23 protein-coding genes are annotated in these 24,525 nt (G+C 70.8%); 13 read left to right on the forward strand and 10 right to left on the reverse strand.

Going from position 1 to position 24,525, the window contains the following annotated elements:
• Positions 1–46: 46 nt before the first annotated feature.
• The 5 genes from ABIE67_RS16165 to leuA form a co-directional block, all read right to left on the reverse strand.
• Positions 47–706 (reverse strand): response regulator, encoded by a 660-nt coding sequence (locus tag ABIE67_RS16165; protein ID WP_370257718.1) that lies wholly within the window; start codon positions 704–706, stop codon positions 47–49.
• A complete protein-coding gene (locus ABIE67_RS16170) occupies positions 703–1,947 on the reverse strand; it encodes a sensor histidine kinase (RefSeq protein WP_370257720.1) in 1,245 nt (414 codons plus the stop codon). The genes ABIE67_RS16165 and ABIE67_RS16170 overlap by 4 nt, the downstream gene beginning before the upstream one ends.
• A gap of 55 nt (positions 1,948–2,002) precedes the next feature.
• Positions 2,003–4,090 (reverse strand): MMPL family transporter, encoded by a 2,088-nt coding sequence (locus tag ABIE67_RS16175; protein WP_370257723.1) that lies wholly within the window; start codon positions 4,088–4,090, stop codon positions 2,003–2,005.
• A 158-nt stretch (positions 4,091–4,248) separates the two neighbouring features.
• Positions 4,249–4,947, reverse strand: a complete 699-nt coding sequence (locus tag ABIE67_RS16180) for a TerB family tellurite resistance protein (RefSeq protein WP_370257726.1) — start codon at positions 4,945–4,947, stop codon at positions 4,249–4,251.
• A gap of 452 nt (positions 4,948–5,399) precedes the next feature.
• Positions 5,400–7,121 (reverse strand): 2-isopropylmalate synthase, encoded by a 1,722-nt coding sequence (gene leuA, locus ABIE67_RS16185; protein WP_370257728.1) that lies wholly within the window; start codon positions 7,119–7,121, stop codon positions 5,400–5,402.
• A gap of 319 nt (positions 7,122–7,440) precedes the next feature.
• On the opposite strand from leuA, the gene ABIE67_RS16190 reads away from it, so the two are divergent.
• From ABIE67_RS16190 to ABIE67_RS16205, 4 genes are all read left to right on the forward strand, one after another.
• Positions 7,441–8,511 carry a M4 family metallopeptidase gene (locus ABIE67_RS16190; protein WP_370257729.1) on the forward strand — a complete coding sequence of 357 codons (1,071 nt, stop codon included), beginning with the start codon at positions 7,441–7,443 and terminating at the stop codon, positions 8,509–8,511.
• A 21-nt stretch (positions 8,512–8,532) separates the two neighbouring features.
• Positions 8,533–8,799: a protealysin inhibitor emfourin gene (locus ABIE67_RS16195; RefSeq protein ID WP_370257731.1), complete on the forward strand. Its 267-nt coding sequence runs from the start codon at positions 8,533–8,535 to the stop codon at positions 8,797–8,799.
• A gap of 90 nt (positions 8,800–8,889) precedes the next feature.
• Positions 8,890–10,233 carry a GH1 family beta-glucosidase gene (locus ABIE67_RS16200; protein WP_370257732.1) on the forward strand — a complete coding sequence of 448 codons (1,344 nt, stop codon included), beginning with the start codon at positions 8,890–8,892 and terminating at the stop codon, positions 10,231–10,233.
• On the forward strand, positions 10,230–11,471 hold the full coding sequence (locus ABIE67_RS16205; protein WP_370257736.1) for an MFS transporter: 1,242 nt from the start codon (positions 10,230–10,232) through the stop codon (positions 11,469–11,471). Before ABIE67_RS16200 ends, ABIE67_RS16205 begins: the two co-directional genes overlap by 4 nt.
• Positions 11,472–11,592: 121 nt before the next feature.
• On the opposite strand, the gene ABIE67_RS16210 is transcribed toward ABIE67_RS16205, so the two are convergent.
• Positions 11,593–12,447 carry an NAD-dependent epimerase/dehydratase family protein gene (locus tag ABIE67_RS16210; protein WP_370257738.1) on the reverse strand — a complete coding sequence of 285 codons (855 nt, stop codon included), beginning with the start codon at positions 12,445–12,447 and terminating at the stop codon, positions 11,593–11,595.
• 123 nt (positions 12,448–12,570) lie between these two features.
• Between ABIE67_RS16210 and ABIE67_RS16215 the strand changes: the two genes are divergently transcribed.
• The gene (locus ABIE67_RS16215; RefSeq protein ID WP_370257740.1) at positions 12,571–13,419 is read left to right on the forward strand and encodes a helix-turn-helix transcriptional regulator; all 849 of its coding nucleotides are present in this window, start codon (positions 12,571–12,573) and stop codon (positions 13,417–13,419) included.
• A 619-nt stretch (positions 13,420–14,038) separates the two neighbouring features.
• Here ABIE67_RS16215 and era read toward each other — a convergent pair.
• The gene (gene era, locus ABIE67_RS16220) at positions 14,039–14,989 is read right to left on the reverse strand and encodes a GTPase Era (protein WP_370257744.1); all 951 of its coding nucleotides are present in this window, start codon (positions 14,987–14,989) and stop codon (positions 14,039–14,041) included.
• A gap of 174 nt (positions 14,990–15,163) precedes the next feature.
• Between era and ABIE67_RS16225 the strand changes: the two genes are divergently transcribed.
• Together ABIE67_RS16225 and ABIE67_RS16230 are read left to right on the forward strand one after the other, a co-directional pair.
• The gene (locus tag ABIE67_RS16225; RefSeq protein ID WP_370257745.1) at positions 15,164–16,492 is read left to right on the forward strand and encodes an ammonium transporter; all 1,329 of its coding nucleotides are present in this window, start codon (positions 15,164–15,166) and stop codon (positions 16,490–16,492) included.
• A complete protein-coding gene (locus tag ABIE67_RS16230) occupies positions 16,489–16,827 on the forward strand; it encodes a P-II family nitrogen regulator (RefSeq protein ID WP_370257746.1) in 339 nt (112 codons plus the stop codon). Before ABIE67_RS16225 ends, ABIE67_RS16230 begins: the two co-directional genes overlap by 4 nt.
• Positions 16,828–16,871: 44 nt before the next feature.
• Here ABIE67_RS16230 and ABIE67_RS16235 read toward each other — a convergent pair whose 3' ends face one another.
• A complete protein-coding gene (locus ABIE67_RS16235) occupies positions 16,872–17,348 on the reverse strand; it encodes a hypothetical protein (protein ID WP_370257749.1) in 477 nt (158 codons plus the stop codon).
• A 470-nt stretch (positions 17,349–17,818) separates the two neighbouring features.
• On the opposite strand from ABIE67_RS16235, the gene ABIE67_RS16240 reads away from it, so the two are divergent.
• Genes ABIE67_RS16240 through ABIE67_RS16255 form a run of 4 tightly spaced genes read left to right on the forward strand, consistent with a single transcriptional unit; the run spans position 17,819 to position 21,067 of the window.
• Positions 17,819–18,892 (forward strand): PhoH family protein, encoded by a 1,074-nt coding sequence (locus tag ABIE67_RS16240; RefSeq protein ID WP_370257751.1) that lies wholly within the window; start codon positions 17,819–17,821, stop codon positions 18,890–18,892.
• A 14-nt stretch (positions 18,893–18,906) separates the two neighbouring features.
• Complete coding sequence (gene ybeY, locus ABIE67_RS16245) at positions 18,907–19,404, forward strand: rRNA maturation RNase YbeY (protein WP_370257754.1); 498 nt, start codon at positions 18,907–18,909, stop codon at positions 19,402–19,404.
• Positions 19,401–20,711, forward strand: coding sequence for a hemolysin family protein (locus tag ABIE67_RS16250; protein WP_370257756.1), 1,311 nt, complete (start codon positions 19,401–19,403; stop codon positions 20,709–20,711). Before ybeY ends, ABIE67_RS16250 begins: the two co-directional genes overlap by 4 nt.
• Positions 20,708–21,067 carry an MmcQ/YjbR family DNA-binding protein gene (locus ABIE67_RS16255; RefSeq protein WP_370257757.1) on the forward strand — a complete coding sequence of 120 codons (360 nt, stop codon included), beginning with the start codon at positions 20,708–20,710 and terminating at the stop codon, positions 21,065–21,067. Before ABIE67_RS16250 ends, ABIE67_RS16255 begins: the two co-directional genes overlap by 4 nt.
• On the opposite strand, the gene ABIE67_RS16260 is transcribed toward ABIE67_RS16255, so the two are convergent.
• On the reverse strand, positions 21,029–22,525 hold the full coding sequence (locus ABIE67_RS16260; RefSeq protein WP_370257759.1) for an MFS transporter: 1,497 nt from the start codon (positions 22,523–22,525) through the stop codon (positions 21,029–21,031). The genes ABIE67_RS16255 and ABIE67_RS16260 overlap by 39 nt on opposite strands.
• 148 nt (positions 22,526–22,673) lie before the next feature.
• On the opposite strand from ABIE67_RS16260, the gene ABIE67_RS16265 reads away from it, so the two are divergent.
• Both ABIE67_RS16265 and ABIE67_RS16270 read left to right on the forward strand, forming a co-directional pair.
• Positions 22,674–23,495 (forward strand): helix-turn-helix transcriptional regulator, encoded by an 822-nt coding sequence (locus tag ABIE67_RS16265; RefSeq protein ID WP_370268650.1) that lies wholly within the window; start codon positions 22,674–22,676, stop codon positions 23,493–23,495.
• A gap of 28 nt (positions 23,496–23,523) precedes the next feature.
• Complete coding sequence (locus ABIE67_RS16270; RefSeq protein WP_370257761.1) at positions 23,524–23,877, forward strand: cytidine deaminase; 354 nt, start codon at positions 23,524–23,526, stop codon at positions 23,875–23,877.
• Between the two features lie 231 nt (positions 23,878–24,108).
• On the opposite strand, the gene ABIE67_RS16275 is transcribed toward ABIE67_RS16270, so the two are convergent.
• Positions 24,109–24,492 (reverse strand): nuclear transport factor 2 family protein, encoded by a 384-nt coding sequence (locus ABIE67_RS16275; protein WP_370257763.1) that lies wholly within the window; start codon positions 24,490–24,492, stop codon positions 24,109–24,111.
• Positions 24,493–24,525 lie beyond the last annotated feature (33 nt).

A 24,525-nucleotide genomic window follows, 5' to 3' on the forward strand; every position in this document is an offset into this window, starting at 1 on the left:
AGTTCCCTCGAGTTCCCTTGACGGAGTGTCAGCATTGACCTGTCCGTCACAGGCTTCCCGGAGTCACCATCCCCGACTCGTACGCCACGATGACCAACTGTGCCCGGTCGCGCGCTCCGAGCTTCCCCATGATGCGGCTGACGTGGGTCTTCGCCGTCAGCGGGCTGAGTCCCAACGCCTCGGCCACCTCGGTGTTGTTGAGACCGCGCGCGACCAGGGTCAGCACCTCGCGCTCGCGTTCGGAGAGGCATTCGGGCCCGGCCGCCGTGGGCGCGGAGGGGCTGCGCAGGAACCGCTCGATCAGCCGTGCGGTGGGCCCGGGTGAGAGCAACGACTCCCCTGCCGCCACCGTGCGGATCGCGTCGAGGAGTTCGGCCGGGCGGGTGTCCTTGACGAGGAAGCCGGAGGCGCCGGCGCGCAGCGCGTCCACGATGTTCTCGTCGGTGTCGTAGGTGGTGAGGACCAGGACCCGCACCCCGGCCAGGTCGTCGTCGGCCGCGATCAGCCGGGTCGCCTCGATGCCGTCCAGGTCGGGCATGCGGATGTCCATCACGACGAGGTCGGCGCGGGCGCTGCGGGCCAGTTGCGCGGCCTCCCGGCCGGTGGCCGCCTGGCCGACGACCGCCATGTCGGGGGCCGACTCGACCAGCATGGCGAACGCCTCCCGGACGAGCGTCTGGTCGTCCGCGAGCAGGACGCGGATCATCGGTCTCCTCCCCCGCCGGTGACGAGGTCGGCCCCGACGGGCAGCACGGCACGCACCTCGAAACCCCCCTTGTCACGTGGTCCGGCGTCGAGTGTGCCACCCACGCTGCGGGCCCGCTCCCGCATACCGACGAGGCCGTAGCCGGAGTTCGGGGAAAGGGCGGCCGGGCAGGAGCCGTCGTCGGTGACCGACAGGTGCAGGGCGCCCCGCTCCTCGTAGAGCTCTATGCGCACGGCCGGTTCGGGTCCCGCGTGCCGGACCACGTTCGTCAGCGCCTCCTGCACGATCCGGTACGCGGCCGCCCCCACGGCGGGCGGCGCCTGACGCACCCGTACCGCCGACTCGACCCGCGCCCCCGCGAGCCGCGCCGCCGCCACCAGGTCCGGCACTCCGTCGAGCCCGGGGAGCGGGCCCCGGGTCTCGCCCGCGACGCCCTGTTCGCGCAGGACTTCCAGCGTCGTACGGAGTTCACCGCGGGCCGTGCGGCAGGTGTCGGCGATGTCGTCGAGGGACTTCGCGATGGACCGGCGGTCCAGCCGCTGCGGGTCCGCGGCCAGCACATGCGCGGCCACCGACGTCTGCACGCCGATGAGGGTGATGCTGTGGGCCAGCAGATCGTGCAGGTCGCGGGCGATGCGCAGGCGTTCCTCGGCGACGCGGCGGCGGGCCTCCTCCTCTCGGGTGCGCTCCGCGCGCTCGGCGCGTTCGACGATGGCGGTGACGTACTGGCGGTAGTAGCGGACGTCGATGCCGCAGAAGAGGAACGCGAAGACCCAGCCGGAGATCCGCAGGAGTTCCATCGTCCCGTCGGGGTTGGTGAGGGCGTTGAGGATCAGTGTCACGCCGAGGACGGCGGCGCCGGTGAGCAGCGTGCGGCGCACCGTGCCGGTCACCGCGACCGTGTACAGCACGACCATGGTCGCGAAGATGGGCGCGGCATGGTTGTTCTCGAGGGCGTGGTACGGCGCGATGCAGACCATCACCGCGAGCAGCACCAGCAGCGGACGGTGGCGCCGCCACACCAGGGGCACGTGGGCGGCGAGCAGCAGGGTCCAGCCGAGCGCGTCGGGTCGCAGCCCCTTGTCGCCGAGCAGGGCCGTGACGGTGGCGAGGGCGGCCCATGCCACGGCGAGCAGTGCGTCGTTGCGGGTGCGGTGCGGGGCGGTCAGGGGGTCGCGGTTGATCGCCGCCATGATCCGCTCGCCGACGCGGGGACGCGCCGCTGTGGTGGTCTGCTGCACGGGCTCATCTTCCGTGAAGGGGGCGCCCCTCCGGGAGGGAGGGGCGCCGGTCGGGTCAGTGGGCGGAGACGGCCACGCGCTCCGGTTCCTTCGGCGGCACGGGCGGTTCGGGCGCCCGGGAGAGCCGGCCCGGCCACCACACCCGCCGTCCGAGCGCCACGCTCGCGCTGGTCACCAGGTAGGTGCGCACCAGGAACGTGTCGAGCAGGACGCCCACCGCGATCACGAAGCCCAGCTCGACGAGCGGCACCAGCGGCATGTTGGTGAGCACCGCGAAGGTGGCGGCGAGGACCAGCCCGGCGGAGGCGATGACACCGCCCGTCGTGCGCAGCGCGGTGAGCGCGGCGGACGCCGGTTCGGCGCCGTTCAGGCCCTCCTCTCGCATCCGGTGCATCAGGAAGATGCCGTAGTCGACGCCGAGCGCCACCAGGAACACGAAGGAGAGCAGGCCCAACCCCGGGTCGGTGCCCTCGAAGCCGAAGAGCGGCCCGAAGACGAGTCCGCCGATGCCGAGGGCCGCGCCCCACACCGCGACCACGGCGGCCACCAGGATCAGCGGCGCGACGAGCGAGCGCAGCAGGGCGACCAGGATCAGCAGCACGGACAGCAGCACGATCGGCACGACGACCAGCCGGTCCCGGGCGTTGGTGTCCTTCAGGTCGAGCTGCTCGGCGCTCGGTCCGCCGACGTAGGAGCCGTCGAGCCGGTCGCGCAGGGCCTCGATGGTGGCGGTCTCCCCGGCGGACTGGGGTGGTGCGGTGGCGAGGACGGAGATCTCCGTCCAGCCGTTTCCGGTACGTCCTTCCCGCGCGCTGTCGACGCCCCGGGTGGAGCGGATCGAGGCGAGCGTCCGCTCGGCTCGGTCCTCCGGCGTGATGACGCTGATGGGCTGGGTGCCGCGCTCCGGGTAGGCCTCGGCGAGCGTCTCCATGGCGACGACCGCGTCGGGCTTGCTGGTGAAGGAGTCCTCCTGCTTGAGGCTGCCGGGCAGGTTGAGGGTGCCGAGCGCGAGCGCGCCGAGCAGGACGGCGCCGGCCGCGAGGACGGTCAGCGGCCTGCGTCCGGCGGAGCTGCCCATGGCGGTGAACAGGGACCGGCGGGCCTTGGGTGTGCTGCCGTAGCGCGGTACGAGCGGCCAGAACACGCGTCGGCCGAGCAGGATGAGGATCGCGGGCAGCAGCGTCAGCATGGCGGCCAGCGCGCACAGCACCCCGACGGTGCCGAGCGGGCCCATACCGCGGCTGGAGTTGAGGTCGGCGGCGAGCAGGCACAGCAGCCCGGCGGCGACGGTGCCGGAGGAGGCGAGCACGGCGGGCCCGCAGCCCTTGAGGGCGGCGACCATGGCGTCGTACGGCCGCTCGATGCGCCGCAACTCCTCCCGGTACCGCGAGACGAGCAGCAGGGCGTAGTCGGTCCCCGCCCCGAACACGAGGATCGTCATGATCCCGGAGCTCTGGCCGGAAACGGACGTCCCGAACCCCTGGTTGAGCCCGTAGGCGACGCCCATCGACAGATAGTCGGCCATGCCCGCGACGGCGAGCGGGACGAGCCACAGGAACGGGCTGCGGTAGATGAGGATCAGCAGCAGCGCGACCACGGCGGCGGTGGTGTAGAGCAGCGGTCCGTCGAGCGAGTTGTAGACCTCGCTCGCGTCGGTGGCGAGCGCGCCCGCCCCGCCGACGTCGACGCTCAGCCCGTCGCCGCCCCGCGCGATGTCCCGTACGTCGTTGACGAGCGCGTCACGGGCCTTCTCGTCCTGCCCCGGCTCGGTGCTGGCGACCGGGTACATCAGGGTGGTGCCGTCCCGGGACGGGATGCCCCGCGGCTCACCGGTGAGCCGGTGCGCGCCGGCGATCCGGTCGATCTGCCCGGCGGCCATCGCCTTGTCTCCGGCGGTCAGTCCCCCGTCCCGGTGATAGACGACGACCATCTCGGTGGCCTCGCCACCCGGCAGCCGGTCCTCGATCTTCGCCACCTGCGTGGAGTCGGCGCTCGCGGGCAGATAGTCGACGGCGCGGTCCCGCTGGACGTCCGCGAGCTTCGACGCGAACGGCGAGGCGAGTGCCAGTACGGCGATCCACAGCCCCAGCACGAGCCAGGGCACGGCCCGGCGTCGCCGTGTACTTGTCCTTGCGGCCCCCATCTGACGGGCCTCCCTCCGGTGCGGGATGTCTGGGTCGATTCCAGACTCCCGGCGCGAAGGGGCCGGTTCGTCGGGCGCGAGGGCGAGTTCGGGGGTACTGCCGGGGGTGGCGGAAGGGCGCGGCTACTCCCTGGGGAGTAACGGCGGTCGCCGTACCGCTACGACGGTGTGCGTGCCGCCGCGGCCAGCAGCCGGGTCACGTCCTCGGCGCAGATGATGAGGGCGGCGCCGACCGTCGCCAGGACATCGCGCTCGGCGGGTGTGTACGGACCGTCGGCCAGGGCGATGCGCGCCCCCTGGAGCAGGATCGACTCCCGGCCGGGCGGCGCGAGGTGCGGGGCCAGCGGGTCCAGGGCCTCGTGGAGCTCTATGGCCAGCCCGGCGCCGCACGGCTCGGAGAAGACCCGTCCGGTGTCCGCCGCCAGCGCCTCGACCAGGGCGTTGAGCTGTTCCTCCGTGCAGTCGTCGAAGCCGGCCGCGCGCACCGTGGCCGCCGCGGCCTCCAGGGCCGGCCGGGCGCAGGTGCCGCCCGCCGCCAGCACCGCGAGGGCGACGGTGTGGACGGCGTCGCGGAGCATCGCGGAGAAGCGGGTGGTGGTCGGATGGTCGAGGACATCGGTGCCGAAGTGGCGGCGGCATGCCGCGCACTCCACGACAGGGCCGGTCTCACCGCGCGGCAGCACGGGCACACCGAGGAAGGTGAAGCGTCGTTGCCCGCTCAGCCGCTGGTAGTTGCGGTCGCCTCCGCAGCCGGGGCAGAAGAACTCCCCGTCCCCGACGGCCGACCACGCGGTGCGGGTACCCAGGATGCGCGCAGCCTTGGCAGCACGGCCGTCTCGTCCCCGTCCTGGCAGCACGTCGCACCTCCGTAACCCCACGGCAACGTCGCCGCGCTTGCGTGATGTTAGCCACATCACGGACCCGGAGTCAGTACCCCGAACGAGACCTTTCCGTGACCTGCACAGGTCAATGGCCGAAAAGGAACGCGCCCCGCCCACCGGAAGACGGTGGGCGGGGCGCGCCCAAGGGGCGCGGGGCTGTGGCGTCGAACGCCGTGGTGGGCGCTAGCGCGGAGCAGGCGATCGTCCCCGACACCTTCCAGCTGGGGGGTGAGCCGGGGAGCCGTGCGCCCCACATGTGGGTCATGCGAGGGGACAGCAGGATCTCCACGCTCGACCTGTACGAGCGTTCCTTCGTGCTGCATTTGCGGCTCCGCCGCGGGGCGCGACCAGCCACTACGGCGGATCAGACGACCGACAACACACCCCGGCACATCCGTAGTCGCACCCCTCCCCCACGGAGGGATCCGTCAACGAGCCGCCCGGTTGACGGCGGAGACGACCGCCTTCAGCGAGGCACGCGTCGTGTTGGCGTCGATCCCGATCCCCCACAGAACCTTGCCGTCGATCGCACACTCGATGTACGACGCGGCCTGCGCGGAGGCGCCCTCGCTCATCGTGTGCTCCTGGTAGTCCAGCAGCCGCACATCGATCCCGATGGACTGCAGGGCGTCGAAGAAGGCCGAGATCGGACCGTTCCCGGACCCGGTCAGGACCGTGTCCTGACCATCCACCGTGGCCTCCACCTTCAGCGTGTCCACACCGTCCGTGTCGGTCGTCGACTGGTTGTTCTTGACCTGGACACGCCCCCAGGGGTTCTCCGGGTTCGGCAGGTACTCGTCCTGGAAGACCGCCCAGATGTCGCCGCCGGTGACCTCGCCGCCCTCGGCGTCCGTCTTCGCCTGGATGAGCTTGGAGAACTCGATCTGCATCCGGCGCGGCAGGTCCAGCTTGTGGTCGTTCTTCAGGACGTACGCGATACCGCCCTTGCCGGACTGCGAGTTGACGCGGATGACGGCCTCGTACGACCGCCCGACGTCCTTCGGGTCGATGGGCAGGTAGGGCACGGCCCACTCGATGTCGTCGACCGTGACCCCGCGAGCCGCGGCGTCGGCCTCCATCGCGTCGAAGCCCTTCTTGATGGCGTCCTGGTGGGAGCCGGAGAAGGACGTGTAGACCAGGTCGCCCACGTACGGGTGGCGCGGGTGGACCTCCATCTGGTTGCAGTACTCCCACACGCGACGGATCTCGTCGATGTCGGAGAAGTCGATCTGCGGGTCGACGCCCTGGGAGAACAGGTTCATGCCCAGGGTGACCAGGTCGACGTTGCCGGTGCGCTCGCCCTGCCCGAACAGGCAGCCCTCGATGCGGTCGGCGCCGGCCATCAGGGCCAGCTCGGCGGCGGCGACGGCCGTACCGCGGTCGTTGTGCGGGTGGACCGACAGGCAGACGTGCTCGCGGCGGGACAGGTTGCGGCCCATCCACTCGAAGCGGTCCGCGTGCGTGGAGGGCGTCGAACGCTCCACCGTGGCCGGCAGGTTGAGGATGATCTCGCGGCCCGGGCCGGGCTGCCAGACGTCCATGACCGCCTCGCAGACCTCCAGCGCGAAGTCCAGCTCGGTGTCGGTGAAGATCTCGGGGCTGTACTGGTAGCCGAACTCGGTCTCCGGGCCCAGCAGCTTCTCGGCGTACTCCATCACCAGACGGGTGCCGTCGACGGCGATCTGCTTGATGTCGTCCTTGGAGCCACGGAAGACGACCCGGCGGAAGACGGGGGCGGTGGCGTTGTACAGGTGGACCGTGGCGCGCTTGGCGCCCTTCAGGGACTCCACCGTGCGCTCGATCAGGTCCTCGCGGGCCTGGGTCAGTACGGAGATGGTGACGTCGTCGGGGATCGCACCCGGCTCTTCGATGATCGACCGCACGAAGTCGAAGTCCGTCTGTCCCGACGCGGGGAAGCCGACCTCGATCTCCTTGTAGCCCATCTTGACCAGCTGGTCGAACATCCGGCGCTTGCGCTCGGGCGACATCGGGTCGATCAGGGCCTGGTTGCCGTCACGCAGGTCGGTGGAGAGCCAGCGGGGGGCGGTGGTGACGCGCTTGGCCGGCCAGGTGCGGTCCGGGATGTCGACCTGCTCGTAGCGGCCGTACTTGTGGATCGGCATGGAACTGGGCTGCTGGCGGTTCGCCATGATGCGGGGGCTCCTCAGGGTGTCCGGAAGGACGGCCGACGACGCAACGCCAAGCTCCGCGGGGAGGGAGTCGACCTGGACTACAGGCCCTCGCCGCGGCAGCTAAGAAGAAGCAGCCCGAAACGCATGATGCGCAGCATGCTAGCCGAGCCGCTCCCCGTGCGGGGCGTCGTATCAGTATGCGGGACCCGGGGGATGAAGCGGACAAAAAGTGCGCCATACCACTCCGTCACGGAGCGTGCGGCTACCTGTCCGCATATTTCACCAATCATGGTGGCGGGTAGTGACAGTGCGATGACCCAGTGCAATGGTGCCGGGCATGACGACCAACGGGGGCTTCGAGCCCGTCTTCTGCACCGTCGTACCGCCGCACGTCCTCGACAAGCTGGCACGGAACGACGACCCCGCACTCTCCGGTCCCGCTCGGCGGACCCTGATGCGCGACAGCGAGCTGCGCGGCAGGCGTCGCGTGACGACCGAGTTCGCCCTCGCGGCCGCCCCGGCGGCGAAGGCACCGTCGGACCGGCCGCTGCGCACGATCTACGACGCCGAGCACCGCACCGCCCTGCCCGGCACCAAGGTCAGCGGCGAGGGCGCGGACCCCGGCCAGGACGCCACGGTCAACCGCGCCTACGCGGGTCTCGGCGCCACCTTCGACCTCTTCCTCAAGGCCTACGCCCGCCACTCCATCGACGGCGACGGACTGCCCCTGGACGCCACCGTCCACTACGACGAGAACTACAACAACGCCTTCTGGAACGGCGAGCAGATGGTGTTCGGCGACGGGGACGGGGAGATCTTCCTCGACTTCACCATCCCGATCGACGTCATCGGCCACGAGCTCACCCACGGCGTCACCCAGTACACGGCCAACCTGACCTACTACGGCCAGCCCGGCGCGCTGAACGAGTCGATGTCGGATGTCTTCGGCGCCCTCATCAAGCAGTACACGCTCGGCCAGACCGCCGCCGAGGCCGACTGGCTGATCGGCGCCGGGCTCCTCGCCCCGAGCGTCACCGGCAAGGCCCTGCGCTCCATGAAGGAGCCGGGCAGCGCGTACGACGACGATGTCCTCGGCAAGGACCCGCAGCCCGCGACCATGGACGACTACGTCCGCACCGGCCGCGACAACGGCGGCGTCCACATCAACTCCGGCATCCCCAACCACGCCTTCTACCTGGCCGCCACCGCGCTCGGCGGCCACGCCTGGGAGAAGGCGGGACAGATCTGGTACGACGTCCTGACCGGCGGCGAGCTGTCGGACCGGGCCCTGTTCACCGACTTCGCGGGGCTCACCGTGAAGGCCGCGCGGGAGCGCTTCGGCGACGGCGGTGACGAGTTCCAGGCCGTGTCGAAGGCGTGGGAGCAGGTCGGGGTGCGGATCCTGTGAGTCCGTACTAGACAGAGACCCATGCGTATTCAGGTACGGCGCACGGGTGGCTTCGCGGGCATCGAGCGGCACGCCGAGGTGGACACCTCGGGGCGGTCGGACGCCCAGGAGTGGCACGCCCTGGCCGAGAGCGCGGTCGCGTCCGGCCGGGGCACGCCCCCCGTCGGGGTCCCGGACGGCTTCAGCTACCAGATCACCGTGGACGGCAGGACGGTCTACTGCGCTGATCCCCGGCTCACGGACGAGCAGCGCAAGCTGATCAGCCGGGTACTGAAGGAGGGGGCGTAACAGCGAGGGGCGCAACAGCAAGGGGCGCGACACGAAGGGCGTAACTGGTTCTTCACGCCTGCCCGTTGACTTCCGTTACCGCCGGTACGGATGATCCGGCGCATGGCGACTGATGCGCGCGGCGCGACGAACCCGATACCCCAGTTCCCGGCCGGCTTCCTGTGGGGCGTCTCGACGTCCGCCCACCAGATCGAGGGCGCCGTGGACAAGCGCGAGCGGTCCGTGTGGGACGCCTTCACGGCCGAACCGGGACGGGTGAAGGACGGCTCCACGGCCGCGACGGCCTGCGACCACTACCACCGCTACCCCGAGGACGTGGCGCTCCTGGCCGGCCTGGGCGTGGACGCGTACCGCTTCTCGATCTCGTGGCCCCGCGTGAACAGCCCGAACGGCCTCGACTTCTACGACCGACTGGTGGACGAGCTGTGCGCGGCGGGCGTGCGGCCGGTGCCGACGCTCTTCCACTGGGACCTGCCGGTCGCGCTGGACTGGCTCGACCGGGACACCGCCGACCGCTTCGCCGCGTACGTGTCGGTGGTCGCCGAGCGCCTGGGCGACCGCGTCCAGAAGTGGATCACGATCAACGAACCCGCCGAGCACACCCTGCTGGGCCACGCCCTCGGCACCCACGCGCCGGGCAGGCAGCTCCTCTTCGACGCGCTCCCCGCCGCCCACCACCAGCTGCTGGCCCACGGCAGGGCCGTACAGGCCCTGCGCGCGGCCGGCGCCACGGACATCGGGATCGCCAACTCGCACGGCCCGACCTGGCCGGCCTCCCAGGAACAGGCGGACCTGGAGGCGGCGGGCTTCTACGACGTCCTCCTCAACCGGCTCTTCGCCGACCCGCTGCTGCTCGGCGCGTACCCGGACGGCATCGGCGAGTTGCTGCCGGGCGACGTCGAGGCGGACCTGAAGACCATCTCCGAACCCCTCGACTTCTACGGCGTCAACTACTACGCGCCGACCCGCGTGGGCGCCCCGCAGGGCACCGAGATCGACTTCGGCGGGGTGCGCATGCCGGCCGAACTGCCCTTCTCCGTGCGGGAGATCGAGGGCGTGCCGACGACGGACTTCGGCTGGCCGGTGGTCCCCGAGGCTCTGACGGAACTGCTCACCGGCTTCCACGAGCGCTACGGCGACCGGCTCCCGCCGATCGTCATCACCGAGAACGGCTGCTCGTACGAGGGCGTCGACGACCAGGAGCGGATCGCCTACCTGGACGGCCACATCCGCGCGCTGCACCGGGCCGTCGAGGCGGGCGTGGACGTACGCGGCTACTTCGTCTGGTCGCTGCTCGACAACTTCGAGTGGGCCGAGGGCTACGCACGGCGGTTCGGGCTCGTGCACGTGGACTTCGAGGACCCGGCGACGCTGACGCGGACGCCCAAGGCGTCGTACGGCTGGCTGCGGGACGTGCTCCGGGCCCAGGGATGACGGTCGACGCCCTGGCCGATCCCACCGAGCGGGTCGGCCGGGGCTGGACGGCGGCACTGTCGCTGGCCAACGTGGCGATCTGGGTGGGCTGGTACGGCCCGCTGCAGATCCTGCTCGCCCAGCAGGCGGAGGACTTCGCGCCCGGCACGGGGATGTCCAAGGAGACGCTGCTCGCGTGGGTGACCGGTGTGGGCGCGGTCGTGTCCCTCGTCGCCAACCCGTTCTTCGGCGCGCTGTCGGACCGCACCACGGCCCGCTGGGGCCGCCGTACGCCATGGATCGTGACCGGCGCGGCGGGCGGCGCGCTGTCGCTGCTGCTGCTCGCCGGGGCGGGCGGGCTGTGGACCATGATGGCCGGCTGGTGCCTGGTCCAGCTGACCCTGAACGCGGCCTTCGCGGCGGTGACGGCGGCGGTCCCGGACCGGGTGCCACGGCTGCAACGGGGCGTGGTCGGCGGCTGGTTGGGCGCGGCCCAGATCCTCGGGGCGGTCACCGGCACCGGGCTGGCGACGGCGCTGGGCGGGATCACGGCGGGGTACGCGGCGTGCGCGGTGTTCACGCTGGCGGGGGTGCTGCCGTACGTCCTCCGGTACCGGGATCTCAGGTTGGGGGGCGCGGCCCGGCCTGCGTGGTCCTGGGGTTCGTTCGCGACCGGCTTCTGGCTGAGCCCGCGCCGCTACCCCGACTTCGCCTGGGCCTGGCTGACCCGCTTCCTGATCAACCTCAGCAACGCGCTGGTGATCCTCTACCTGCTGTATTACCTGCGGGACCGCCTGAGGTACCACGACCCCGAGCAGGGCGTCCTCATCCTCACCGCCGTGAACAGCGTGACCCTGCTGGCCACGGTCGTGGTGGGCGGCGCCTGGTCGGACCGCGTGGGCCGCCGCAAGCCCTTCGTGATCTGGTCCGGCGTACTGATGGCGGCGGCCACCGCCCTGCTCGCCGCCTGGCAGACCTGGCCGAGCGCGATCGTCGTGGCTGCTCTGCTGGGGCTGGGTCTCGGAGTGTTCATGTCGGTCGACTTCGCCCTGATGACGGACGTACTGCCGAAGGCCCTCGACCGCGGCAAGGACCTCGGCGTCATCAACATCGCCAACGCCTTGCCGCAGGTGGCGGCCCCCGCCGTCGCCGCCCCGATCGTGACTTACCTGGGTGGATACCGGGTTCTGTACGGGGTGGCTGCGGTGGCGGGGCTGGCGGGGGCGGTGTTGGTGGGCCGGATCAAGGACGTGGACTGAGTACGCCGGGTTCTGCAACGCCCCCAGGGGCGCGGGGCTGTGTCGAAATGCGGCTCCGCCGCGTGGGCGCGACCAGCCACACACGACCCGCAGACGCCCGACCGCCCCTCGCGGCACCCCGCTAGAGCGCTCCCGCATCCCGCGCCGCGTAAACCGACGGATACACCGGCCGATACCCCAGCTCCCGACGAATCCGCTCCGTGGAGGTGATGGCGAGCCACGCGTCCGGATCGGTCCGGGTGTACAGCTCAGCGGGCACCTCGACCGCGTTGAGCTGATGCAACTCCACCGCCGTCACAGGCGCGTCGTCGGCGATGTTGTAAACCCGCCCCGCGACCCCCGGCGCATACAGGATCCGCAGCAACCCCTGAGCCACGTCCGCATGATGCCCCATGTGCAGCCGCTGGGTCGCCGCCCAGTTCCCGGCCCACATCAGGGACTGCGCGAGATGCGGATCACCTTCACCGTAGACGAAGGGGAGCCGGCCGACACGTACGTCCATGCCCTCCAGCGCGAGCAACTCCCGCTCGGCCGCAGCCTTGGACTCCGGGTAGGCACCCCACATCGCCCCGCCGGGCCGGCTCTCGTCGTCCTCGGTCAGCGGGCGGCCGCGTCCGGCGCCGTACACCAGCCCCGTGCTGACCTGCACGAAGCGCCGTACTCCGGCATTCAGCGCGGCACGCCCCAGCTCCACGGCCGCGTCCCGGTTGACCGCCCACGCCTCCTCGTCGGGGACCCCGCGGAAGGAGGCCGCGACGTTCACGACCGCGTCGACCCCGGCGACCGCCTTGCCCAGGGCCTCGGAGTCCCGCAGATCCCCTACGACGACCTGGGCGCCGAGTTCGGCGAAGGGTTCGCCGCGCGAGGCGTCGCGCACCAGGACCCGTACCTCCTCTCCCGGCCGCCGCTGTGCCAGCAGCCTGGGGACGAACCGTCGGCCGACCTGCCCCGTCGTGCCTGTCACCAGTGTCAACATGATCTGTTCCTCTCGGTCTGGTGCCACCAGCCTCGGACGGAGCCGGTACGAGCGGGAGAGACCCGTTGATCAGGGGATCGGCAGTCCCTGGATAAGCGCGGCGCGCTACCGCAGGCTGGAGAGGTGAACCGAGCCGAACTCGCCGACTTCCTGCGCCGTGGCCGCGCCCGGCTGACCCCGTCGGACGTGGGCCTGACACCGGGAACCCGGCGTCGCACGCCCGGTCTGCGCCGCGAGGAGGTGGCGCAGCTGGCGGGCATGTCGGTGGACTACTACACCCGCCTCGAACAGTCCCGGGGCCCGCGCCCGTCCCGCCAGATGCTGACGGCACTGGCCCGCGCGCTGCGCCTGACCGACGTCGAGCAGGACCACCTCTTCCACCTGACCGGCGAGGAGCCCCCGCGCCGCGAGACGGCGTCGGCGCATGTCCGTCCCGGGCTGCTGCTGATCCTGGACCGGCTGCACGACACCCCGGCGCAGGTGGTGAACGACTGCGGCGAGGTGCTGGCCCAGAATGCGATGGCCAAGGCACTGATCGGTGACGTGATGTCCCGTCCGCGCCGCGAACGCAACCTGACCCGGCTCTTCTTCCTGGACCCGACCGCGCGCACCCTCTTCCCTCAGGAGGACCTCGCGGGCCACGCACGCGCCCACGTCGCCACCCTGCGCGCGGTGGCCGCGGCCCGCCCCGACGATCCGGAACCGGCCGGCCTGGTCGCCGAACTACGGGCGTCGAGCGAGGAGTTCGCGCGTCTGTGGGACGAGCACGAGGTGTCCCAGCGCAACCGGGCGACGAAACGCTTCATCCACCCCCTGGTCGGCCTCCTGGAGCTGGACTGCGAGGTCATGGTCAGCCACGAGCACCACCACCTCCTGGTCGTCCACACCGCCCGCCCGGGCACGGAGGCCTACGAGCGCCTCCAACTCCTGCGCGTGGTGGGCCTGCAGGACATGTCCCCCAGCAAGGCCTGACTGCTCAGAACCCCAGCTTCCGCAACTGCCGAGGATCCCGCTGCCAGTCCTTCGCCACCTTCACATGCAGGTCCAGACCGCATCAATCTGCGGCTACCGCCGCACGGCCGCCGCACCCAGCAACACCTCGACATGCCTGCGGGCCTTGATACCGACCGCCATCAGGCGCCCGCTACAACAACCCCGCCACACCCCCGACCCCACCCGGCTCAGAACCCCAGCTTCCGCAACTGCCGAGGATCCCGCTGCCAGTCCTTCGCCACCTTCACATGCAGGTCCAGACCGCATCAATCTGCGGCTACCGCCGCACGGCCGCCGCCCCCGGCAACACCTCGACATGCCCGCGGGCCTTGATACCGACCGCCATCAGGCGCCCGCTACAACAACCCCGCCACACCCCCGACCCCACCCGGCTCAGAACCCCAGCTTCCGCAACTGCCGAGGATCCCGCTGCCAGTCCTTCGCCACCTTCACATGCAGGCCCAGACCGCATCAATCTGCGGCTACCGCCGCACGGCCGCCGCCCCCAGCAACACCTCGACATGCCCGCGGGCCTTGATACCGACCGCCATCAGGCGCCCGCTACAACAACCCCGCCACACCCCCGACCCCACCCGGCTCAGAACCCCAGCTTCCGCAACTGCCGAGGATCCCGCTGCCAGTCCTTCGCCACCTTCACATGCAGGTCCAGGAAGACCGGCGTGCCCAGCAACGCCTCGATCTGCTTGCGGGACTTGATGCCGACGTCCTTCAGGCGCTTGCCCTTGGGGCCGATGATGATGCCCTTCTGGCTGGGGCGCTCGATGTAGACGAAGGCGTGGATGTCCAGCAGGGGCTTGTCGGCGGGGCGGTCCTCGCGGGGGAGCATCTCCTCCACCACGACCGCGATGGAGTGGGGGAGCTCGTCGCGGACGCCCTCTAGCGCGGCCTCGCGGATGAGCTCGGCGATCATGACCTGTTCGGGCTCGTCGGTGAGGTCACCCTCGGGGTAGAGGGCGGGCCCCTCCGGCAGCAGCGGCACGATCAGGTCGGCCAGCAGGCCCACCTGCTTGTCGCCGACCGCCGAGACGGGGACGATCTCGGCCCACTCGAAGCCCAGCTCCTTGCCGAGCTGGTCGATGGCGATGAGCTGCTCGGCGAGCGTCTTGCCGTCCACGAGGTCGGTCTTCGTGACGATCGCGATCTTCGGCGTCTTCTTGATCGACGCGAGTTCCTTGGCGATGAAGCGGTCACCGGGACCGAGCTTCTCGTTCGCCGGCAGACAGAAGCCGATCACGTCGACCTCGGCCCAGGTCGTACGGACGACGTCGTTGAGCCGCTCGCCCAGCAGCGTGCGCGGCTTGTGCAGCCCAGGGGTGTCGACCAGGATCAGCTGGGCGTCCTCCCGGTGCACGATCCCCCGCACCGTGTGCCGCGTCGTCTGCGGCTGGTTCGCGGTGATCGCCACCTTCTGGCCGACCAGAGCATTCGTCAGCGTGGACTTGCCCGCGTTGGGACGGCCCACGAAGCAGGCGAAGCCGGCGCGATGGGGCGCCTCGGACGGCTCGGATGACTTACTGCGCACGCTCATGGCGCCCATTCTCCCTGATCCACAGACCCTTGCCGCACACGCGCCCGAGTGCACCCCGCCCGGTGAGCTTCCGGAAACCCCCGCGCAACGAAACGTCGCCGAAACACACCCGTACGCGGCCGGAAACTCGGACCGGTGAATCTCTGACGAGCCCCCACACCGTTGGAGACAACCGTGCCCCTCGCCGCCGCACAAGCCGCGCAGATCGACACCGGCGACACCGCCTGGCTGCTCGCCGCCACCGCCCTCGTCCTGCTGATGACCCCGGGCCTGGCCCTGTTCTACGGCGGCATGGTCCGCACGAAGAGCGTCCTCAACATGTTGATGATGAGCTTCGTGTCCGTCGCGCTCGTCACCGTCGTGTGGCTGGCCTGCGGGTATTCGCTCGCCTTCGGGGACGACGTCGCCGGTGGGCTCATCGGCGGGCTCGAGCATGCCGGCATGGCCGGGCTCGGACCCGACAGCGTCCAGGGCACCGTCCCCACCGTCCTCTTCGCCACCTTCCAGCTCACCTTCGCGATCATCACCGCCGCGCTCGTCAGCGGCGCGGTCGCGGACCGGGCGAAGTTCGGGGCGTGGCTCGTGTTCGTGCCGGTGTGGGCGCTACTCGTATACGTTCCGGTCGCGCACTGGACCTGGGGACCCGGCGGCTGGATCCTCGAGCACCTCGGCGCACTCGACTTCGCCGGCGGCCTCCCCGTCGAGATCACCTCCGGCGCCTCCGGACTGGCGTTGTGCCTGGTCCTCGGGCCCCGGCTCGGGTTCAAGAAGGAGGCGATGCGGCCGCACAACCTGCCGATGGTCGTGCTGGGCGCGGGGCTGCTCTGGTTCGGCTGGTTCGGCTTCAACGCAGGCTCCGCCCTCGGCGCCAACGGGCTCGCGGCGGCCGTCTTCCTCAACACCCTCGCCGCCGGCTGCACCGGCCTGCTCGGCTGGCTCTTCGTCGAGCACAAGCGCGACGGTCACCCGACGACGCTGGGCGCGGCCTCCGGCGCGGTCGCCGGTCTCGTCGCCATCACCCCGTCCTGCGGCTCGGTCTCGCTGCTGGGCGCGCTCGTCATCGGTCTCGCCGCCGGTGTCGTCTGCTCGTACGCCGTGGGCTGGAAGTTCAAGTTCGACTACGACGACTCCCTGGACGTCGTCGGGGTCCACCTGGTCGGCGGTGTCATCGGCACGCTGCTGATCGGCGTCTTCGCGACGGCCACCATGACGGGCGGCACCGAGGGCCTGCTGCACGGCGGCGGAGTCGGGCAGCTCGGCAAGCAGGCGGTGGCCGTCGTGGTGGTGGCGGCGTACGCCTTTCTCGTCACCTACGGCATCGGCAAGGTCATCGACAAGGTCATGGGCTTCCGGGCGAGCGAGGAGCAGGAGCACACCGGCCTGGACCTTACGGTGCACGCCGAGACCGCTTACGATCACGGGGTCCTGGGGCACGGCGCCCCGGTCACCTCGTCCGTCTCCTCCTCCGTCCCCGCCGCGCAGAAGGTCAAGAACCAGGCATGAAGCTGATCACCGCGATCGTCAAGCCGTACCGGCTCGACGAGGTCAAGACCGCCCTCCAGGAGATCGGCGTGCACGGTCTGACCGTGACCGAGGCGAGTGGCTACGGCCGTCAGCGCGGCCACACCGAGGTGTACCGGGGCGCGGAGTACCAGGTCGACCTGGTGCCCAAGGTCCGGATCGAGGTCGTCGTCGACGACGCGGCGGCCGACGAGGTCATCGACGCCATCGTGAAGGCCGCCCAGACCGGCAAGATCGGCGACGGCAAGGTGTGGGCGCTGCCGGTCGACACGGTCGTACGGGTGCGGACGGGCGAGCGCGGCCCCGACGCGCTGTGAAGCCGTAGCAGCGCCGGGACCGCGCCCCCTCAGTACGTCACGCGTCAGTCGAACACGAACGGGCCCGGCGACTGCGGCCCGGCCGCCGTGCACGTGATCGTGATGCCGAAGACGGTCATCTGCAGCGAGCCGCCGAACGCCTCCAGGCTGTCCCCGGAGGCGACGGTGCCGCTGAGCGGGCCGACCTGGACGGGGTCACCGGCGGCCATCGCCGGGTTCTCCGTGCCGGTGAAGCTGGTGGTGCCGCCGCTCGCCTTGACCAGGGTGAGCGTCGAGGAGATCGAGTCCGCGCCGAGCGCGATCGGCGCGGTGATCGCGGAGGATTTGAGGGTGAGGGTGGCGGCGGTGCCGTCCTGCGTGGCCGTGAGGGTGGCCTCGCCGCCGCCGAAGGCGCCGCAGTCGGCGGTGATCGTCGCCGTGTCGGGGGTGACCGCGAGGGCGGCGGGCGCGAAGGCCAGTCCGGTGACCGCGAGGGCCCCGGCGACCAGCGTCGCACCAGCTCCGATTCGTATGCGTCTCATGGGGATCCGCTCCCTTTCGAGGTGGGGGAATTCCTGGTGTGGGGGGTGCGGGAATTGCTCGGCAGGTGGATGCGGACACACTGCGTCGACAGCTGAAGCGGACAGCTGACGGGGAGAGCTGAACCTGATGGCCCCGGCGGATCTGACGGTCCGTCGGAATCACCGTTTCCATTGATGCGCGTGGGGCCAGGGTCGGCAAGGGTTATTTCCGGCCTCAACTACCGACGGGTCAACTACGGACGGGCGGCTACCGACGGTCACCTACGGACGGGCAACTGCCGGGATCGGCCGGCAAGCGGAGCGTCACCCGCTCCGTACCGGCCGTGAGGCCCTCGTAACCCCGTGAACCCTCCCCTGCGAAAACGCCTACGGCGTTGTCAGTCCCCCGGCGTACCCTGGAAATCGCCAGGCCGCCCCTGTGGCGGGCGAGTCGTATCGAGGAGGACGAGCAAGGCCTTCAGAGCCGGCCCATGACTCAGACACCCACAGCTCACACACCCGCGCAGGGGCAGGCGAGAGCACAGTTCACCGTCCCCGCCCAGCACCCCATGGTGACCGTGCTGGGGTCCGGCGACTCCCTGCTGCGTGTGATCGAGAAGGCCTTCCCGGCGGCCGACATCCATGTCCGGGGCAATGAGATCAGCGCGGTCGGCGATGCCTCTGAAGTCGCCCTCATCCAGCGCCTGTTCGACGAGATGATGCTGGTGCTCCGCACCGGACAGCCGATGACGGAGGACGCAGTGGAACGCTCGATCGCCATGCTCAGAGCGAGCGAGAACGGCGAGGGGGACGGCAAGGAGACCCCGGCCGAGGTGCTCACCCAGAACATCCTCTCTTCCCGTGGCCGCACGATCCGCCCCAAGACCCTCAACCAGAAGCGCTACGTCGACGCGATCGACAAGCACACGATCGTCTTCGGCATCGGCCCCGCCGGTACCGGCAAGACCTACCTCGCCATGGCCAAGGCGGTGCAGGCCCTGCAGTCCAAGCAGGTCAACCGCATCATCCTGACCCGGCCGGCGGTGGAGGCGGGCGAGCGGCTGGGATTCCTGCCGGGCACGCTCTACGAGAAGATCGACCCGTACCTGCGGCCCCTGTACGACGCGCTGCACGACATGCTCGACCCCGACTCGATCCCCCGGCTCATGGCCGCCGGGACCATCGAGGTCGCGCCGCTCGCCTATATGCGTGGCCGCACGCTCAACGACGCCTTCATCATCCTGGACGAGGCCCAGAACACCAGCCCCGAGCAGATGAAGATGTTCCTCACCCGCCTCGGCTTCGACTCGAAGATAGTCATCACCGGTGACGTCACCCAGGTCGACCTCCCGGACGGCACCAAGTCCGGTCTGCGGCAGGTGCAGGACATCCTGGACGGCGTCGAGGACGTCCACTTCTCCCGGCTGTCCTCGCAGGATGTCGTCCGGCACAAGCTGGTCGGCCGTATCGTCGACGCGTACGAGAAGTTCGACAACACGCACGGCACCCAGAACGGCACGCACAAGGGGCAGGGCCGGGGCAAGTCCGGGCACAAAGGGAAGTAGAGCCGAGCAGCACCATGTCGATCGACGTCAACAACGAGTCCGGCACCGAGGTCGACGAGCAGGCGATCCTCGACATCGCCCGCTACGCGCTCGCACGGATGCGCATCCACCCGCTGTCCGAGCTCTCGGTGATCGTGGTGGACGCCGACGCCATGGAGCAGCTCCACATCCAGTGGATGGACCTGCCCGGTCCGACCGATGTCATGTCCTTCCCGATGGATGAGCTGCGGCCGCCGTCCAAGGACGACGACGAGCCGCCCCAGGGGCTCCTCGGCGACATCGTGCTGTGCCCCGAAGTCGCCGCCAAGCAGGGGGCCGAGGCGCCCACGCAGCACTCCATGGACGAGGAGCTCCAGCTGCTCACCGTCCATGGTGTGCTGCATCTGCTCGGGTACGACCACGAGGAGCCCGACGAGAAGGCCGAGATGTTCGGCCTTCAGGCCGCCATCGTGGACGGCTGGCGCTCGGAGCAGGGCCTGACCGGTCCTTCCCCGGCCCCGACCGTGTCATGAGCCTCCCCCTCGTCTCCGGTGCGATCGCCCTGGTGGTCGTCGCCTGGCTCGCCGCCTGCGCGGAGGCGGGCCTGGCGCGTGTCTCCAGCTTCCGCGCCGAGGAGGCCGTACGCGGCGGCCGGCGCGGCAGCGAGAAGCTGGCGCTCGTCGCCGCCGACCCGACGCGCTATCTGAACGTGGCGCTGCTGGTGCGCGTGGCCTGCGAGATGGCCGCCGCCGCGCTCGTCACCTACGCCTGCCTCCAGGAGTTCGACAGCACCACCGAGGCACTTCTGGTCGCGATAGCGGTCATGGTGCTGGTGTCGTACGTCGCCGTCGGGGTCTCCCCGCGGACCATCGGGCGCCAGCATCCGCTGAACACGGCGACGGCGGCGGCGTATGTGCTGCTGCCGCTCGCCCGGATCATGGGTCCGATCCCCTACCTGCTGATCCTCATCGGCAACGCGCTCACCCCCGGCAAGGGCTTCCGGCGCGGCCCCTTCGCCTCCGAGGCGGAGCTGCGCGCGCTGGTGGACCTCGCCGAGAAGGAGTCGCTGATCGAGGACGAGGAGCGCCGCATGGTGCACTCGGTCTTCGAGCTGGGCGACACGCTGGTGCGGGAGGTGATGGTCCCGCGCACCGACCTGGTCGTCATCGAGCGTTACAAGACCATCCGCCAGGCCCTCACCCTCGCCCTGCGCTCCGGTTTCTCGCGCATACCGGTCGTCGGGGAGAGCGAGGACGACGTGGTCGGGATGGTGTACCTGAAGGACCTGGCCCGCAAGACGCACATCTCCCGGGACGCGGAGAGCGAGCTGGTGTCGACGGCGATGCGGCCCGCGTTCTTCGTGCCGGACACCAAGAACGCCGGCGATCTGCTGCGCGAGATGCAGAAGGAGCGCAATCACGTCGCCGTGGTCATCGACGAGTACGGCGGCACCGCCGGCATCGTCACCATCGAGGACATCCTCGAGGAGATCGTCGGCGAGATCACCGACGAGTACGACCGTGAGCTGCCGCCGGTGGAGGAGCTGGGCGAGGACCGCTACCGGGTGACCGCCCGCCTGGACATCACCGACCTCGGAGAGTTGTACGGCCTCGACGAGTACGACGACGAGGACGTGGAGACGGTCGGCGGGCTGCTCGCGAAGGCGCTGGGCCGGGTGCCGATCGCCGGGGCGTCGTCCGTGGTCGAGCTGCCCGACCGCCGTGAACTGCGGCTGACGGCGGAGGCGGCGGCCGGCCGGCGGAACAAGATCGTGACGGTGCTGGTCGAGCCGCTGGCCCCGGCGCCGGCGCCGGACGAGGAGGAGGCGAGGGCGGAGTGACGCCCGAGGAGCTGCGCGGCTTCTGCCTGTCCTTCAACGCCGCGGTGGAGGACTTCCCCTTCAACCCGGACATCTCCGTCTTCAAGGTCCTGGGCAAGATGTTCGCCCTGAGCTGGATGGACGCCCGCCCGCTCACCGTCAACCTCAAGTGCGACCCGGAGGACGCGATCCGGCTGCGCGGGGAGCACGAGGGGCTGATCGCCCCCGGCTACCACATGAACAAGCGGCACTGGAACACCGTCACCGTGGACGGCGAACTCCCGGACCGGCTGGTCCGGGAGCTCATCGAGGACTCGTACGACCTTGTCGTGGCCGGGCTACCGAGAGCCGACCGGCTGCGACTCGACCGCCCCTGAGCCGGTCCCCCGCGTGGCCGTCCGCCGGGTCCGCAGGCCCAGCCCGACCAGGGCCGCGGCGGCCAGGACGATCCCCGCGTCGAGGGCCAGCACCGTGCGGGTGCCGGACAGCAGGTCGCCGGAGGTCGTCGCGAGGACGCCCAGCAGCGGGATGCCGATCGTGATGCCGACCTGCTGGGTCGAGGTGACCAGGCCGGTGGCCAGGCCCTGTTCCTCGTCGGGGACTCCGGAGGTGGCCGTCAGGCCGTAGGAGATGATCGCGCCCAGGTGGAACATGCTCGCCAGCGAGACGGCGGCCGTGGCGAGCCAGACGGACCAGGCGTGGGCGTCGAGGAACACCAGGGCGGCGATGAAGGCGCCCTGCCCCGCGAGCGAGAGGGCCAGCGTGCGGCGGGCGCCGAGACGGCTGACGAACCTCGGGGTGAGCGTGCCCGCGATCACCGACAGCACGCCCTGGACACCGAAGACCAGGCCCGTCTGCCAGGCCGCCAGATGCAGGATCTCCTGCAGGTACAGGGTGAGGACGAAGATCACCGTCGACATCATCGAGAAGGTGACCAGGCCGCCCACGTTGCCCCACGCCACCGTGCGGCGGCGCAGCATGGGCAGGGAGACCAGGGGTGCCTCGGTGCGGGACTCGACGACCGCGAAGGCCGTGAGCAGCGCGAGGCCCGCGACCAGTGTCGCGATGACGTCGGCATGGGCGAAGCCGTGGTCGGCGGCCGTCGTCAGGGCGTAGATCAGGGACAGCAGACCGCCGGTGACGGTGACCGCGCCCGGCAGGTCCAGATGCGGGCGGTCCGGGGTGCGGGACTCGGGCAGCAGGCCGGGGGCGAGCGGCAGCACGATCAGGGCGAAGATCGCGAGCAGGCCCATCGTGGAGCGCCAGCCGAACGCGTCGGTCAGGACACCGCCCGCGACCACGCCGATGGTGAAACCGAGGGACATCAGCGTCCCCGAGATGCCGAGCGCGCGGTCCCGGGCGGGGCCCTCGGCGAAGGTGGTGGTCAGCAGGGACATCCCCGTGGGGACGATGACCGCCGCGCCGAGGCCCTGCAGGGCGCGTCCCGCGAGGAACGACGCCGGGTCCCAGGCGAACGTCGCGAGCACCGAGGCCGCGGCGAACAGGGCGAGGCCCGTGAGGAACAGCTTGCGGCGGCCGTAGAGGTCGCCGATGCGGCCGAAGAGGAGCAGGAACCCGCCCGACGGCAGCGCGAACGCCGTGACCGCCCACTGCAGCGCCGACTGGCTCATGCCGAGGTCGGCGCCGAGGACGGGGAGGGCGACGTTCAGGACGGAGAAGTCGAGGGCGACCATGAACTGGGCCGCGCACAGGACGAACAGGACGAGTTTGTCGCGCGTCGACATCCGGGGGGTCGGCCGGGGGGTGTCGGGTGATGGGGGCGCGGTGGGACCGGGGCTGGTCGTGGTCGGGGAGCTGGTGGTGTCGATCGCCATGGCCAAGAGCCTGCTCTCGTCGGAATAGCCGTGGGGAGCGGCAAGTTGTGCTGGTGGTGGCACCACCAGCCAACGGGAAGAGGGGGATCCGTACGTGTCCGAGGGCGCGCTGAAGAGCAGGCGGCGGCACGAGCTGCGCGAGTTCCTGATGAGCAGGCGGGCCCGGGTGACCCCGGCCGACGCGGGCCTGCCGGACGGTGGAGCGCGGCGCCGTACGCCGGGCCTGCGGCGCGAGGAGGTCGCCGTGCTCGCCGGTGTGGGTGCCTCCTGGTACCAGTGGCTGGAGCAGGGGCGGGACATCTCCGTGTCGCCGCAGGTGCTGGACTCGGTGGGCCGGGTGCTGCGGCTGAGCAACGCCGAGCGCAGGCATCTGTATCTGCTGGCCGGGCTGAATCCGCCGGAGCGTGAAGTGGCGCCCGAGAAGCGGGACATGTGCGACGGGCTGCGGCGGCTGATCGACGCGTGGATGCCGTATCCGGCGCACATCATGGACCGGTACTACAACGGCGTGCTGCACAACGACGCGGCGGCGACGGTGCTCGGCATGCGGCCCGGCCGGCGCTGGAACTGCCTGATCGACTTCTTCACGGACCCGATGTACCGGTCGCGGTCCAAGAGCTGGGAGCAGAACGCCCGTACGGTCGTGGCGCAGTTCCGTGCGCTCTGCTCGGCCTCTCCCGACGACGAGGGGTTCCAGGCCGTGCTGGCCGAGGCGAGGGCGGCCAGCCCGGAGTTCACCGAGCTGTGGGAGCGGCGGGACATCGAGGACGCCGGGCAGATCCGCAAGGAGCTGGACCATCCGCTGGTCGGGCTGCTGTGCCTGGAGTCGAGTGTGATGCAGATGCCGGTACGGCCCGATCTGTCGATCGTCCTGCACACGCCGCTGGACGAGGCGAACACGGCGGCGAAGCTCGAGTGGCTGGCGTCGCCGGAGGGGCGGCGCGGGGCGATGTACCCCGTGGCCGGTTAGGCGGGGCGGCGCTTCGTATGCTCAGGTCATGACCGACAACAGCGCGCTTGACCCCGAGGACCGCAAGATCGTCACCCTGGCCCGTTCCGCACGGGCTCGCAACGGTGTGCCCGAGGGGGCGGCCGTACGGGACGAGACGGGCCGTACCTATGTCGCCGGGACCGTCGCCCTGGACTCCCTGAAGCTGAGCGCGCTGCGGACGGCGGTGGCGATGGCGGTGGCCTCGGGGGCGACGTCGCTGGAGGCGGCGGCGGTCGTGACGGAGGCGGAGGGCGCGTCCGCGGAGGACCGGGCGGCTGTGCGGGATCTTGGGGGGCCGGAGACGCCGGTGTTGGTGGCGGGGGCGGACGGGGTGGTGCGTACGACGGTCACGGCGGGCTGAGGTCCGGGGATGTTTTCGCCCCCGCCGCCCCTACCCGTCCCATCCTTCTGGGACTCCGCCCCAGGCCCAGACCCCGCTCCTCAAACGCCGGAGGGGCTGGATTCAGCCCGTCCGGCGTTTGAGGACGAGGCCCCTTAAGGGCCGAAAGCGGGGGTCTGGGGGCGGAGCCCCCAGGGACGGGACGGGTAGGGGCGGCGGGGGCGAACGTCGGGCGGGCTGGAACACCCGGAGTCAGGCCCGCGCCGCCGCCGTGATGTGGCTCAGTACGCAGAGCCAGCGGTCGTCCCGGCGGACGAACACGTCGGTCGTCCACTCGTCGGCGTCGAAGCGCTCGCCCCGGTAGTGGGCCGTGTTCGTGATCCGTGCCGTCACCACCGCCGAGTCGCCGTGGACGCGGATCCGGGGGTCGCCGATGATCTGGAACGCCGAGTGGGTCAGGTCGCCGGATTCGACGAGCGCGAGGAACTGCTCCCTGGTGGAGACGCCCGACTCGGAGACGATGACCCAGTCGTCGGCCATGAAGTGGGCGATCCGGGCGGGGTCGTTGGAGACCATCGCCGCGGCCCAGTCGTGTGCGGCGGTGGCGAGCCCGGCCGCTCTCACGTCGTCGCTCATGGCCGGATGGTAACCACAGCCGGCCCGCGCGGC

Source organism: Streptomyces sp. V4I8 (assembly GCF_041261225.1).
Classification (GTDB): domain Bacteria; phylum Actinomycetota; class Actinomycetes; order Streptomycetales; family Streptomycetaceae; genus Streptomyces.